The 12,907-nt window shown below is 70.6% G+C and carries 14 protein-coding genes; 5 read left to right on the top strand and 9 right to left on the bottom strand.

All coding sequences use genetic code 11. The annotated features are described in order from the left end of the window. Positions 1–65 precede the first annotated feature (65 nt). Positions 66–1,142 (top strand): DUF2867 domain-containing protein, encoded by a 1,077-nt coding sequence (locus tag ACQEU8_RS01520; RefSeq protein ID WP_433095927.1) that lies wholly within the window; start codon positions 66–68, stop codon positions 1,140–1,142. Between the two features lie 241 nt (positions 1,143–1,383). Here the strand turns inward: ACQEU8_RS01520 and ACQEU8_RS01525 are convergent, their stop codons facing one another. Further along, the gene (locus tag ACQEU8_RS01525; protein ID WP_433095929.1) at positions 1,384–2,136 is read right to left on the bottom strand and encodes a hypothetical protein; all 753 of its coding nucleotides are present in this window, start codon (positions 2,134–2,136) and stop codon (positions 1,384–1,386) included. 77 nt (positions 2,137–2,213) lie between these two features. Beyond that, the gene (locus ACQEU8_RS01530; RefSeq protein WP_433095931.1) at positions 2,214–3,011 is read right to left on the bottom strand and encodes an AraC family transcriptional regulator; all 798 of its coding nucleotides are present in this window, start codon (positions 3,009–3,011) and stop codon (positions 2,214–2,216) included. Positions 3,012–3,095: 84 nt separating this feature from the next. Here ACQEU8_RS01530 and ACQEU8_RS01535 point away from each other — a divergent pair, with 84 nt between their 5' ends. Then, positions 3,096–3,899, top strand: coding sequence for a TSUP family transporter (locus tag ACQEU8_RS01535; RefSeq protein ID WP_433102079.1), 804 nt, complete (start codon positions 3,096–3,098; stop codon positions 3,897–3,899). Positions 3,900–4,028: 129 nt separating this feature from the next. Here the strand turns inward: ACQEU8_RS01535 and ACQEU8_RS01540 are convergent, their stop codons facing one another. Both ACQEU8_RS01540 and ACQEU8_RS01545 read right to left on the bottom strand, forming a co-directional pair. Then, a complete protein-coding gene (locus tag ACQEU8_RS01540; protein WP_433095933.1) occupies positions 4,029–4,649 on the bottom strand; it encodes a LysE family translocator in 621 nt (206 codons plus the stop codon). 90 nt (positions 4,650–4,739) lie between these two features. Continuing rightward, complete coding sequence (locus ACQEU8_RS01545; protein ID WP_433095935.1) at positions 4,740–4,916, bottom strand: hypothetical protein; 177 nt, start codon at positions 4,914–4,916, stop codon at positions 4,740–4,742. 21 nt (positions 4,917–4,937) lie between these two features. On the opposite strand from ACQEU8_RS01545, the gene ACQEU8_RS01550 reads away from it, so the two are divergent. Then, positions 4,938–5,804 carry an MFS transporter gene (locus ACQEU8_RS01550; protein WP_433095937.1) on the top strand — a complete coding sequence of 289 codons (867 nt, stop codon included), beginning with the start codon at positions 4,938–4,940 and terminating at the stop codon, positions 5,802–5,804. Positions 5,805–5,835: 31 nt separating this feature from the next. Here ACQEU8_RS01550 and ACQEU8_RS01555 read toward each other — a convergent pair whose 3' ends face one another. Continuing rightward, positions 5,836–6,591, bottom strand: coding sequence for a TioE family transcriptional regulator (locus ACQEU8_RS01555; protein WP_433095939.1), 756 nt, complete (start codon positions 6,589–6,591; stop codon positions 5,836–5,838). Positions 6,592–6,649: 58 nt separating this feature from the next. Between ACQEU8_RS01555 and ACQEU8_RS01560 the strand changes: the two genes are divergently transcribed. After that, the gene (locus tag ACQEU8_RS01560; RefSeq protein WP_433095940.1) at positions 6,650–7,855 is read left to right on the top strand and encodes an erythromycin esterase family protein; all 1,206 of its coding nucleotides are present in this window, start codon (positions 6,650–6,652) and stop codon (positions 7,853–7,855) included. Between the two features lie 627 nt (positions 7,856–8,482). Continuing rightward, the gene (locus tag ACQEU8_RS01565) at positions 8,483–9,001 is read left to right on the top strand and encodes a DUF6083 domain-containing protein (RefSeq protein WP_433095942.1); all 519 of its coding nucleotides are present in this window, start codon (positions 8,483–8,485) and stop codon (positions 8,999–9,001) included. Positions 9,002–9,046: 45 nt separating this feature from the next. On the opposite strand, the gene ACQEU8_RS01570 is transcribed toward ACQEU8_RS01565, so the two are convergent. The 4 genes from ACQEU8_RS01570 to ACQEU8_RS01585 form a co-directional block, all read right to left on the bottom strand. Continuing rightward, positions 9,047–9,292, bottom strand: a complete 246-nt coding sequence (locus ACQEU8_RS01570) for a hypothetical protein (protein WP_433095944.1) — start codon at positions 9,290–9,292, stop codon at positions 9,047–9,049. A gap of 345 nt (positions 9,293–9,637) precedes the next feature. After that, complete coding sequence (locus ACQEU8_RS01575) at positions 9,638–10,408, bottom strand: SDR family oxidoreductase (protein ID WP_433095946.1); 771 nt, start codon at positions 10,406–10,408, stop codon at positions 9,638–9,640. Further along, positions 10,408–11,430 (bottom strand): zinc-dependent alcohol dehydrogenase, encoded by a 1,023-nt coding sequence (locus tag ACQEU8_RS01580; protein ID WP_433095948.1) that lies wholly within the window; start codon positions 11,428–11,430, stop codon positions 10,408–10,410. The genes ACQEU8_RS01575 and ACQEU8_RS01580 overlap by 1 nt, the downstream gene beginning before the upstream one ends. A 143-nt stretch (positions 11,431–11,573) precedes the next feature. Further along, positions 11,574–12,872: an L-fuconate dehydratase gene (locus ACQEU8_RS01585; RefSeq protein WP_433095950.1), complete on the bottom strand. Its 1,299-nt coding sequence runs from the start codon at positions 12,870–12,872 to the stop codon at positions 11,574–11,576. Positions 12,873–12,907 lie beyond the last annotated feature (35 nt).

The raw sequence follows: 12,907 nt of genomic DNA on the forward strand, positions 1-12,907 counted from the left end.
TACGGAGCCGTATAGAAGCAGCTAGGATGCGGATATACGCCTACGTATACAGAAGGGGTGCGATCATGCCGCGTCTCCCTGACACAGCCCATCGCGACCACCCGTGGCGCATTCACGACCTCACCCCCGACTTCCGGCTCGAGGACGTATGGGCCATCCGCACACCCGGCGCGGGGCGGGACGATCTCCTCAAGGTGCTCGCCGCGGTCCAGGCAGCCGCCGCGACCGCGAAGGAACCCCTGCTGCTGAGGCTGCTGTTCGCGGTGCGCTGGAAGCTCGGCGCTCTCCTGGGGTGGGACAAGCCCAAGGCAGGCGTCGGGGCGCGGGTGCGGTCGCTGCGCGACCGCCTGCCGTCCGATCTCCAGGAAGCCCCGCGCGGCTCGGACACGGCGCTCGCACCGTTCGAGTCGGTGTACGAGACCCATGACGAGCACGCCCTCGAACTGGCGAGCAAGACGGTCCATACGGTGATGCATCTGGGCTGGATACCGGTCACCGGCGGCGGATACGAGCTGCGGATGGCAGTCCTCGTCAGGCCTAACGGCCTGGCCGGAAGGCTGTACATGGCTGCTATCACGCCGTTCCGACGTCTCATCGTCTTCCCGGCCCTCACCCGGGAGTGGGAAGACGCGTGGCGGGATCGCGACCGCACCCGGCCCACCGGCAGCGCGGCCACCGTTGTCGGCGCGGTAGGAACGCGCGAAGTCCCCGAGGCCGTCCGCGCTCTCAGCTCGCTGCCCCACATCGACTACGTCGACGTCTTCACCCTCCACACCGACCTGGACGCGACACCGGAGCAATGGGCCCGCGCGATGTTCGGCGATGTTCCCACCGCCGCGGAGAAACTGATCTGGCGGGTCCTCCTCGGCATCCGCCTCAGCCGAGGGCGATCGCCGCACACCGTGGCCGGATGGCGGATCGCCGAACGCGGCGACAACTGGATCCGGCTGGAGGCCGCTTCCTGGTTCCTGACCGGCAACCTGCTCGTCCGCGTCACCGAAGGCCAGGTGTCACTGGGGACGTTCCTGCGCTACGACCGACGGCTGGGCCGCGCGGTCTGGCCCCCGTTGTCCGCCGTCCATCGCCGACTGTGCCCGGGACTGCTCCGCGACGCCGCAGCGAAAGTGGAAACTGCCGCGTGAGCAACTCGGTGGACGGAGACCGGGCACGGCCCGCACACTGTGGGCCCACCGCGCGGAGGGCGGTGGACGGTGGGCGGGCTGAATGCCTCGCCGGTCGCGGGAGCTTCCCGCCTCATGACGGGTGACCGGGCGAGCAATCGGGCCCCTGAGTGATCGCCCTCCCGTCCAGGCAGGTCCCGGTGACGGCGCCGAACCGGGTTCCGCGTGGTGCGGACAGCCACGGCCGTCGCACCCCGCATCGTCAGCTGTCGGGGAAGGCGACGGCGAACAGCCGCTCCGTGCCGTGGCGCTGAAAGTCTCCTTCGCCCTTCATGGCCATCATCACCGGCGGCTCCAGGCCGCGCAGATCGGCGAGGACCGCGTCGTCCGGCAGGCCGGATATCGCCGCGGCGAGGTCGGGATCGGCCGTACCGCGCAGCTCGACGACCGGGGTGCCGGTGACTTCCACGTGCTGGTCCCACACCGACTCGCAGGGGAAGCGAACGGCGAAGTCGTCCGCCTCGGATTCCGCGTTGGCCAGGGCGTCGCGGGCGTAGTCGACGAGGAACCGGGGCAGGGAGCGCGCACAGTAGACCCAGGTGTCGAAGAAGTCCGCGGACTGGGAGAACACCGCGCCCCAGGCGCCGGTCGCTGGGTCCCGGTCGACGAAGAAGGTGTCGCCGGTGGCGAGTTGGAGGATGACCCGGGCCGTCTCGCCGGGCCCCCACGACCACTCGCTGCCGATGGCGTTGCGCCGCGGGTCGAGCACGAGCTCGTCGTCCATCCCGTCCATCCCGTCCATCCCGTCCATCCCATCCATCCCATCCCACCTGTCCTTCCCGATCCGAATCCCCGTCGTGGCACGCAGGATGGCCCGTATGTCGTCGGGCAGCGATGGTTCGGCGGCGGTCAGTTCGGCGTCCGTGGCACCGGGCTCGAGCGTGAAGACATCGGGCAGACGCCGTTCCAGCTCACGCAGTGCCTCGATCGCGTGCTGCGCGGTGGCAGCCATCATCGTCCCCCATACGGACCGCCTCCGACAGCCGGGCGGGAGCCCGCACGGGGCCGGGCCCCGCTCCGTGGCGGGAGCCTTCAGATGCGGTTGCCGTGGGCGGGCCCACCACCCGCGCGGCTCGCGGCGAAGCGGGACGGCGGCACCCCGAAGGCACGCGTGAAGGCTGCGGTGAACGCGGCGGGCGAAGCGTAGCCGAGGTGTCCTGCGACCTCGCTGACCGACGCGGAGCGCAGCAGCGGTACGGCGGCGAGCAGCCGGGCCCGGGCCCGCCAGACGGCAGGGCTGTCACCGGTCTCCGCACGGAAGCGCCGGGTGAAGGCCCGTTCGCTCATGGCTGTCCTTGCGGCCCATGCCGCGTTGGTGACTCCGGCGTCCGGGGCGGTCAGGTACTCACGGCAGAGCGTCGCGAGTTCGGCGGAGGCGGGAATCGCGACATGGAAGGGGAGGGGGGTGCGCGCGGCGATCTCGTGCAGGAGCAGCGCGGCGATATGTCCCTCGCGCCCGGACAGGCTGTAGTCCGCCTCGAATTCGACGGCGCTCAGGAGCAGTTCACGCAGTAGCGGCGGAACGTCCACGACCGTGCAGGTGGCCGGCCACCAGGGGACGGCGTCCGGCTCGATGTACAGGCTCCGGGTGCTCACCCCCAGCATGCGGACCCGGTGCCGGGTGGCGGCCGGGATCAGGACGGCGCGCTCGGGCGGAACGGTCCAGGTGCCCTCGTCGGTGTCGACGACCATGACGCCGGTGGCGCCGTAGAGGAACTGCGCGCGCCGGTGCTGATGCCAGTCGAGTACGTGGCCGGGCGGGTAGTCGGTGCCGATCGGCAGGACGGTTCGGTCCACGTGGTCGACGCTGTCCAGGGCCACGTTCTTCACCCGCACACGCTACTGGCCGAGATGCGAAGGAATGGTGCCGACCTTCGCATGCGAGAAGGCCGTATCGGCTGGTGGGGTGGCTGCGTGGATGTTCTGGCGTTGACGGGGATCGGGCTCCTCACCGGGGTGACGACGGTGCTGTTCGGGTTCGGCGGCGGGTTCGTCACCGTCCCGGTCGTGGCGTGGGCGGACGCCGCGCTCGGCGGGGACGCGGTGCGGGTGGCGACGGCCACCTCGGCCTGGGTGATGGTGGTGAACGCGGGGTTCGCGACGGCCGTCACACCACGGCGGGTGCTCGGCGCCCTGCGCGGCAGCGGCACGCTGCTCCTCCTGCTGGCGGCCGGCGCCTCGGCCGGTGCGCTCGCCACGCGGGCCGCCCCGGCCGCACTGGCCCGCTGGGCGTTCATCGCCTACGTCGCTCTCACCATCACCGACCTGCTGTTGCGTCCCGGATTCCTCCATCCGCACACACCGCTCGCGGCGGCTTCCGGAGCGGCACGGCCGCTGCCGGTCGTGCTCGGTGCGCCGGTCGGTGCGATCGCGGCCTTCCTCGGAGTGGGAGGCAGCGTGATGACGGTTCCCGCGATGCGGCGGGCCGGGCACACGATGGGTGTGGCGACCGCGTTGGCGAACCCCCTCACGCTCGTCATCGCGGTGCCGGCCGCCGCCGTCTCCCTCAGCGCCGCCGCGGTCCCGGCTGCCGCGGAGGCGCACGTGCGGTTGATCGGGCTCGTCGATCCATGCGCCGCCGCGGCGTTGCTTCTTGGGGCCTTGCCGGTGATTGCGGTGCTGCGGCGGCGGCCGCCGCGGATTCCGGATCGGGCCTACGCCTGGACGTACGTTGGGCTGCTGGCTGTGGTGGCGGTTGCGATGTTGCCGTTGGGCTAGGACCCGGGGACCTTGGCCCTCGCGGTTGTTCCGGTGAGGGGGTGCCCCTGTCTGTCGCTTGCGGACTGCGGGTCACGTATTGGTTGCTCGCGCAGTTCCCCGCGCCCCTTACGGGGCGCGCTTGGGCGGTCAGGGCTTGGTCGTGGCGACCTGTACGCCGAAGCCGATCAGGACGACCCCGGTGACACGGTCCATGGCGCGGCGTACGGCGGGTCTTTCGAAGAAGGCGCGGGCCTTGGCGAGCAGCATCACGTAGCTGCCGAGCCAGAGGAAGGTGAGGGCCGCGTGCAGCAGGACCAGCAGTGCCATGCCGACGCGTGGGGAGAGTCCGGACGGGGCGAGTGTGGGCAGCAGGCCGGTGTAGAAGACGCCGATCTTCGGATTGAAGATGTTGCCGACCAATCCGGTGCGCCACGGGCTGCCGGACGGGGACGGCAGGCGCACAGTCGAGGGGCCAGGGCGGTTGCGGCGGCTGTGCCACAGTGTCTGGACGCCGAGGAAGAGCAGGTAGACCGCTCCGGCCAGCTTGACGACGGTGTAGGCCGTGGCGGACGCGGCGAGGACGGCGGCCAGGCCCGCCACGGTGAGCGCGCCCCATATCAGCAGCCCCGCGGTGATACCGCCGACAGTTCGCAGGCCGTCCTGCCAACCGGAGGCGATGGCCCGTTTCGTGGCCACGGCCATGTCGGGGCCGGGGACCATGGTCAGTACGGCGAGCACACCGGTCGCCGCGAGGAACTGTACGAACATGGGGCTCAGTCTCGCACCCGTGAATCGGCCGCTCCGGTCGCCATGTCCCCGCAGTTCCACGGCAACGGCCCGGCGCGGACTCGCGCCGCTCTACGGCCCGTTCGGACGTGCCCCGTAGGCCGGTGGGTCGGTGACGGGCAGGCCGCGCAGCAGGCTGTCCAGGAAGAGATCGAAGCGTACGGGCGCATCGTCGAGCAGCCGCTGCTCCTGGGCACCGAGCCAGGTGACCAGCGAGGTGCCGAAGACGTACCAGCTGTGCAGGGCCATTTCGCGGGAGCTCCTGCGGCAATGAAGGCGGAGACGACCGCCTCCTGCATCGTCGGGAACGCACGCGAGTGCCGGTGGGGTCGCGAGACGCGGCTGGACATAGCCGGCGCCCTGCTGGTGACTGCCGGGCTGGCCGCGCTCGTCCACGGCATCGTCGCCGTACGGGAACCCGCCACCCGGACGGCGGCGCAGGCCGGGCTGGTCGCGGCAGTGGTACTGCTCGTCCTGTTCCTCACCCATCAGGCGCGCTGGGCGCGGGAACCCCTGGTGCCGCTGCGGGTCTTCGCGTACCGCTCGGTGACCAGCGCCAATGTCGTCGTCTTCTGCCTGGGTGTCGCCTATCTCGCCAGCCCGGTGCTGCTCGCCCTCTATCTCCAGCAGGTGCTGCACTACAGCGCGAGCCGCGCCGGATTCGGCTTCCTGCCCTCGGCGTTCGCCGTGATGATCGGCGCACACCTGGCGGGACGGCTCACCTCACGCTGGGGCGCCCGGCGTACTGCCGTACTGGGGACGGCGGTGACGGCGGCCGGGTTCCTGCTGCTGGCCCGCGTCGGACCGGACAGCGCCTTCCTGTCCGACATCGCCGCGCCCTCGCTGGTCTTCGGGCTCGGTGCGGGTCTCGCGTTCACGCCGATCACGGTCTGCGCCACCAGCGTCGTCGACGCCTCACTGACCGGCCTCGCCTCCGGCCTGCTCAACACAACCCGCCACGGCGCTGGGCGTCGCCCCGTGCTCTCCACCATCGCGGAAGCCCACGGCGGCGTCTCCCGGTACGCCCTCGCCTTCGCCATCAGCGGCGCCCTGGTGCTGGTCGGCACCGTAACGGCCCTGCTGTGGATGCCGGGCTCCCACGGCGCATCGAATACCCCTCCGCAGCAAGGGAGTTGACAGGCCGCTACGACCATGGGGCGGCAAGGCCTCATTCGCGCTCGCGGAGGTACGCCTCAAGCTCGGCGGCCCCGGTCAGCATCGCCCGACCACGGGCGGACAGCCGACCGTGCCAGTCGCCCAGTGCGGCCTCCAGCGGCTCCAGGCCACCGGCCGCCCGCACTTGGGCGATCAGCGGGGCGATCTGCTCCAGCAGATAGCCGCCCCGCCTGAGCTGGTGGGTCAGCCGCGCGTCCCGTACATCGGCCTCGTCGTAGACGCGGTACCCGGTCCGTGGGTCGCGGCGCGGGCGTACCAGCCCGGCGCGTTCCCATTTGCGCAGCGTCGCGGGCCGGATGCCGAGCTTCCCCGCCAGCGGCCCGATAAATGTGCCGCCGGACCCGGACCCGGACACCGCGCCCGGCTCGGATCGCCCACCGGGCTCGGGCGCCGTGGTGGGCTCCAGATCGCGGAGGGCGCTCTCCACGGCCTGGAGGGTCCGGCGGTCGTCGAGGAGTTGGGCGTGGCTCTCGTCGATGAGGCGGAACGCCTCCTCGGCCGCGCCCTGGTGCACGGCCCGCATGATCGACGTCGCCGTCCGGTGGCCGTGGCCGGACATGAGGGCGAGGAAGGCGCGCAGGGCCCGCGCGTGCAGCTGGGTGTAGATGCGGTAGCCGTGGGGTGTGCGACCGGCGGCCGGAAGGATGCCGGCCTCCTCGTAGTTTCTGACGGCCTGCGTGGACAGACCGTGCCCGCGCGCCAGGTCGATCGGCCTGAGCTGTCTGCCGTTTTGAAGGTTTCGCCCCACGGGGCTGAGGATATCGCGGGCAAGTTTCAATCGAAAGTTCAACGATACCGTTGAAGCCATGGATGCTGACATCAAGGCCACCACCCATGCCGTCGAGGCTGCCGCCGTCATGAGGCTGCTCCGGGCCCGGCCGCGGCTGCTCGCCCTGGGCGAGCCCACGCACGGCGAGGACGCTCTGCTCGGCCTGTGCAACGAGCTCTTCCGGCAACTCGTGGAACAGGAGGGCTACCGGACGATCGCGATCGAGAGCGACTGCATGGCGGGCCTGGTCGTGGACGACTACGTCACCTCGGGCACGGGCACTCTCGACGAGGTCATGGAGCACGGATTCAGCCACGGGTTCGGCGCGTCCGCGGCCAACCGCGAACTCGTGCGCTGGATGCGGGCGTACAACGACGGCCGGCCCGCTTCCGAACGGCTCCGCTTCGCCGGTTTCGACGGCCCGCTGGAGATCACCGGCGCCGCGAGCCCCCGGCAGGCCCTCACCGCACTCCACGGCTACCTCGCAGCCCGGGTGGACACGGACCTGCTCCCCTGCACCGCGGAAACCCTCGACCACCTGCTCGGCGCCGACGACCGGTGGACCAATTCCGCGGCCATGATGGACCCGTCCCAGTCCGTGGGGCAGACGGCCGAGGCCGGTCAACTGCGGCTGCTCGCCGACGATCTGGTGGCACTGCTGGACGCACAGACCCCGCATTTGGTCACGGCGACCTCGCGCGACGACTGGAACCGGGCGCGCCTGTACGGGCGCACCGCAACCGGCCTGCTGCGCTACCACTTCTGGATGGCCGACACCTCACCGAGCCGTATGACGCGGCTGGTCGGCCTGCGGGATCAGATGATGGCCGACAACCTCCTCGCCGTCGCCGCACAGGGCCCGGCACTGGTCCACGCCCATAACGCCCATCTCCAGCGGGACAAGAGCAAGATGCGCATGTGGGACCAGCCGCTGCTGAAGTGGTGGAGCGCCGGCGCGATCGTGAGCGCCCACCTGGGCGAGGAGTACGCCTTCCTGGCCACAGCTCTCGGCACGATCCGCCACCACGGAGTGGACACCCCGCCGCCGGACACCATCGAAGGGCTCCTGTACGCGCTGCCGGAGGACCGTTACGTCGTCGACGCCCCGCGACTGGACGCCGCCCTCGGCGCCACGCGGCCCGCCCGCCGTCTGTCCCCCTACTACGGGTACGCTCCGCTGGATCCGGCCCACTTGGGTGGGTACGACGGGATCGTGTTCCTCAAGGACGTCGCGCGCAGCTAGGGCGTGGCCCTCTCCGTTGTTCCGGTGAGGGGGTGCCCCTGCCCGACGCTTGCGGGCTGCGGGTGAGTTGTGGCCGTTCGCGCCGTTCCCCGCGCCCCTGACGGGGCGCGTGCTCCCGTTGACCCGGGCCGGCCGGGGTGTCACTCCGGCGTCTCCGGCTGAACTCGGTGGGCCTTCCTGCGCAGCCAATCGCGCCAGCCGTCATTCAGATGCGTGTGCCACTGCGTATAGCCGCAGACTGCACAGATCAGAGCCGTGAAGGAGTTCTGGCCGGCGTAAAACCCGCCCGGCTCCCGAAGTCCCAACTGACCGTGCACCTCAGCCGCATAAACCTCACCCCGGCCGCAAACCGCACAACGCCCGCTCCGCATATCTCCCGTCGTCATGACCGCCAACGTACCGACCGGTGCTGAACCACCCCGCAAGGGCTGCGCCGGCGGCCCCGACCGCAATCCGCACAGCCGGGCATGCCTTGCGTGGGGCCGTCGGGACAGGCCCATCGGGACTGCTGGTACGGCACTCGATCACCGGGACAAAACACCAGCTCACAGCACCCCGGCAAACGCCCCCGATGCGACCGACACGCGCCCTATCGGCACACCCCGCCGATATCCGAACCTCACACACATGGGCGAACTCGACACCGTCATCCGTTGCCAAGCGTGCCGACAACTCCACTCCACCGTTCGCGATCGCGGCAGCCCGTTCGGACCACACTGCACCCCCTGCTGGAACGCCCTCCTGACAAGCTGCGAGAACCAGCAAGCCCTCGATGAAGGCGCCGCCGCACCACCCCCGCCTGCGGAACCCCGCTGCCGCCACTGCGACACGCTCCAAGACCGGTACGAAACCGGCTACCACCGGTGGGTACTCCTCGAACCCGGCATGGCCCTGCCCTGGCACATCACCCCCGTCGGACACCGCTGGGTCATCGCCGATGACGGCAAAGCCATCAACATCGGCGACCGGCCCCTACCCGTCGGCACGCTCTGCCGCATTCCCCACGCCCTCGTCTGCCCTTGTGACGATCCGCCCGACCAACTCGCCCCGTTCTTCACCGCCCTCTGGCAAGAGAACGAACGCCGCTACCGGCGAGACAATCCGCCCACCATCGACGACATCCCCACCGCCGACCCGGCCACATGAAAACGGCCGGACCCACGCGCGGGCCCGGCCGTCATCACCGTTCGCTCACACCTGCGGCGGCTGCGGATTCCACACGGGCAGCCCGGCGCCCGCCCGGCGTTCGTTCAATTCCGCCAAGCCCTCGCGCTGAAGCTCAGCCAACTCCGCGGAAATCGCACGCATTTCATCGACCGACATCGTCGACTCCGCAGCCTCGTGCAGTTCCCGCAGCCGCGCCGCACGCTTCGGATCCGCATACACCGCCGCGTCGATCTCCGCGACATACTCCTCGCCCGACACAACCTCACCCACGCTGGACCGCCCCTTCCGCAGACACCGACGACCCAACCACGGCGCCTCCCCCCGACGCAGCCGAACCCGACATCCGCTCCGCCAGCGACCGAATCACCGCGGCATGCCCCTCCAACTGGTCCGCGAATACCACCGCTTCGGCAGCCGCCAGCTCCGCCACCCCACCCGAGCCCGTCGTATCCAGCGCCACCCGGAGAGCGCCACCCTCCTACCTACGGACTCACCACGACCGGAACGTCGTGCAGCCCCCCGGATAGGGGCCGCCGCCCGCAGGTCGCCGGGCGGCGCCGAAGGAGGCGTGGCCCGGACGCGAACTCCGAGGGCGGCGGCAGCGCCCCGCAGGGGTCAGCGGGCCAGCCATCCTCCGTCGACCGGGAGTACGGCTCCTGACACATAGTTGGACGCGGCGGAGGCGAGGAAGACCGCTGCTCCGCCGATGTCCTCCGCCTGTCCCCAGCGACCGGCCGGGATGCGTTCGAGGATGGAGCGGGAACGGTCGGTGTCGTCGCGGAGCGCCTGGGTGTTGTCGGTGGCGATGTAGCCGGGGGCGATGGCGTTGACACCGATCCCGTGGGGTGCCCACTCGTTGGCCAGCGCCTTCGTCAGCCCGGCGACACCGGACTTCGCCGCCGCGTAACCGGGGACGTACACCCCGCCCTGGAAGCTCAGCAGGGAGGCGATGAAGATGATCCTTCCCCGGACACCTCGGTCGATCATGGACTTGCCCACCTCGCGGCTGAGTACGAACTGGGCGTTGAGATCCACCTCGACGACGTGATCCCACAGGTCGTCCGGGTGCTCGGCCGCCGGTGCCCGTTCGATAGCTCCGGCGTTGTTCACCAGGATCTCCACCGGGCGGCCATGGGTGGCGAGTTCCGCGCCGAGTGCGCGGACGGCGGTGCGGTCGGCGAAGTCGGCCCGGCGCGCGGTGAACGTCCTCCCGTGGGCTTCGACGGCCTTGCCCACCGCACTGCCGTGCGGTTCCAACGAGGCACTCACCCCGATGACGTCGGCTCCCGCCGCGGCGAGGGCTTCGGCGATCGCCTTGCCGATGCCGCGCCTGGCACCGGTCACGACCGCGAGCTTGCCCGACAGATCGAAGGGACTGGTCGTCATCAGCTCTCTCCCCCGCAGTCGATGAGCACCTTCATGCCGTTGCCCTCGGACAGTTGGTGGAACGCGTCCGCCACCTGGGCCAGCGGCACCTGACCGGTGATGAGCCGATCGGCCGGGATCTCCCCGCTGTCGAGCAGGGACACGGCCGTCTCGAAGTCGTCCCGCTGGTAGACCCGGGCGCCCAGCACCGTCAGCTCCCGCCAGAAGATCCGCTTCAGATCCAGGGGCACCGGCTGGGGGTGGATCGCGACGATGACCAGCCGGCCTCTGACCCGGACCAGGGAGGCCGCGCCGAGCACGGCTGCCGGGGAGCCGGAGACCTCGAACACCGCGTCGGCGCCGGCGCCTGCCGTCCACTCCTCGACCCACCCGGCCTGGTCGCCGTCCCCGGGGTCGAGCACGTCGAAGCCGAGCCCGGCGGCAGTCGCCCGCCGTACCGCGTCCGGCTCCGCGATGACCACCTGCGCCCCGGTGTGTCTGGCCACGACCGCGATGAGGAGCCCTATGGGGCCGCCGCCGATGACGACGGCCTTCTCACCGGGCCGGAGTGCCGCGCGCCGTACGTCGTGCACTGCCACGGCCACGGGTTCGAGGAGTGCCGCGTGGTCGAGCCGCAGGGATTCGGGCAGACCGACCAGCACCTCTGCGGGTACGTTCCAGCGGGTCTGGAGCGATCCCGGCGAGTCGATCCCGATGAAGTTGAGGTTCTGGCAGATGTGCTGGTGGCCCGCGGCGCAGGCGGGGCACGTACCGCACCAGTCGAGCGGCATGACACCGACCGGCGCGCCGACCGCCCAGCCCTCGACTCCCTGGCCGAGGGCGGCGATCCGCCCCGACATCTCGTGTCCGATCACGGCCGGGAGGGTCACGCGTCCGTCCATGGCGCCGTGCAGGATATGAAGGTCCGTGCCGCAGATCCCGGTGTAAGCCACCTCGATCTGCACATGGCCCGCCGGGGGCGGCGCCGGTTCGGCCTCCGCGACGGTGAGGGTTCCGTTGCCGACGTACGTGGCTGCATGCATGGTGCGCTGCTTTCGTCTCGTGTGCCGTCCCACTGGGAACTCGTGCCGTCCCACCGGGAACTCGCGCTGCGGCACTGGGGACTCGTGCTGTCCCGGCTGGGAACTCACGCGCTGTCCCGCTGGGAATTCGTGATCGACAGTTGTCACCGTCCGGCCCAGTACGAGCCGTCCGGGAACGAGAATTCGGCCAGCGACGCGTCATGCATCTGCGCGCTGTAGCCGGGCTGCCGGGGCAGCACATACGCCCCGTCGCGGACGACGCAGGGATCGACGAAGTGCTCGTGCAGGTGGTCGACGAACTCCGTGACCCGCCCTTCGAGGCTGCCCGAGACGGCCACGTAGTCGAACACCGACAGATGCTGGACCAGTTCGCACAGCCCCACGCCACCGGCGTGCGGGCACACCGGTACGCCGTACTTGGCCGCCATGAACAGGACGGGGAGGATCTCGTTGATGCTGCCGAGGCGGCAGGCGTCCACCTGGCAGTAGTCGATGGCCCCGGCCTGGAAGAGCTGTTTGAACAGCACCCGGTTCATGCCGTGTTCTCCGGTCGCCACCCCGACAGGGGCCACCGCCTCGCGCACCCGAGCGTGTCCGAGTACGTCGTCGGGGCTGGTGGGTTCCTCGATCCACAGGGGCCGGAACCTGGCGAGGGCGCTGACCCACTCGATGGCCTGGGGGACGTCCCAGACCTGGTTGGCGTCGATCATCAGATGGGCGTCGTCGCCGAGGATCTCCCGGGCGATGGCACACCGCCGGATGTCGTCGTCCAGGTCCGCGCCGACCTTCAGCTTCACATGGCGGTATCCCTGGCTCACCGCTTCCTCGCACAGGGCCCTGAGCTTGTCGTCGGAGTAGCCGAGCCAGCCGGCGGAGGTGGTGTAGGAGGGATAGCCGGCCTTCTCCAGCTGCGCTGTGCGCTCCTCCCGGGTGTCCGCCAGCCGGGCGAGCAGGTCGATGGCCTCGTCGCGGGTGAGGACGTCCGACAGATAGCGCATATCGGCGGCGTCGACCAGTTCGGTGGGCGTCATCCGGGCGAGCAACTGCCACAGGGGCACGCCGGCGCGGCGGGCGGCGAGGTCCCAGACCGCGTTCATCACCGCCGCGAGCGCGAGGTGGATCACCCCCTTGTCTGGGCCGAGCCAGCGCAGTTGGGAGTCCGACTGGAGCTCACGGTAGATGCCGCCCAGGTCGGAGGTGAGCTCCTCGACGCTCCTGCCCACCAGCGGCCGCGCCCGCTGCCGGGCCGCGGCCACGCACAGGTCGTTGCCCCGGCCGATGGTGAAGGTGAATCCGTATCCGGCCAGTTGGGGGTCGTCGGTGTGCAGCACGACGTACGTCGCCGAGTAGTCGCCGTCCTTGTTCATCGCGTCGGATCCATCGCCCGTCAACGAGGTGGGGAACCGGACGTCGAGGACGTCCACGGCAGTGATCTGAGGCATCGATTTCCTTCGGTCGGAGGAGCGCTGGTGGTGTT

The sequence above is a fragment of the Streptomyces sp. CA-250714 genome (assembly GCF_050936705.1).
In the GTDB taxonomy this organism is placed as follows: Bacteria; Actinomycetota; Actinomycetes; order Streptomycetales; family Streptomycetaceae; genus Streptomyces.

Coding starts and splice junctions, on each gene's coding strand:
- ACQEU8_RS01520 (WP_433095927.1), top strand. CDS start 66: ATGCCGCGTCTCCCTGACACAGCCCATCGCGACCACCCGTGGCGCATT.
- ACQEU8_RS01525 (WP_433095929.1), bottom strand. CDS start 2,136: ATGATGGCTGCCACCGCGCAGCACGCGATCGAGGCACTGCGTGAGCTG.
- ACQEU8_RS01540 (WP_433095933.1), bottom strand. CDS start 4,649: ATGTTCGTACAGTTCCTCGCGGCGACCGGTGTGCTCGCCGTACTGACC.
- ACQEU8_RS01545 (WP_433095935.1), bottom strand. CDS start 4,916: ATGGCCCTGCACAGCTGGTACGTCTTCGGCACCTCGCTGGTCACCTGG.
- ACQEU8_RS01550 (WP_433095937.1), top strand. CDS start 4,938: ATGAAGGCGGAGACGACCGCCTCCTGCATCGTCGGGAACGCACGCGAG.
- ACQEU8_RS01560 (WP_433095940.1), top strand. CDS start 6,650: ATGGATGCTGACATCAAGGCCACCACCCATGCCGTCGAGGCTGCCGCC.
- ACQEU8_RS01565 (WP_433095942.1), top strand. CDS start 8,483: ATGGGCGAACTCGACACCGTCATCCGTTGCCAAGCGTGCCGACAACTC.
- ACQEU8_RS01575 (WP_433095946.1), bottom strand. CDS start 10,408: ATGACGACCAGTCCCTTCGATCTGTCGGGCAAGCTCGCGGTCGTGACC.
- ACQEU8_RS01580 (WP_433095948.1), bottom strand. CDS start 11,430: ATGCATGCAGCCACGTACGTCGGCAACGGAACCCTCACCGTCGCGGAG.
- ACQEU8_RS01585 (WP_433095950.1), bottom strand. CDS start 12,872: ATGCCTCAGATCACTGCCGTGGACGTCCTCGACGTCCGGTTCCCCACC.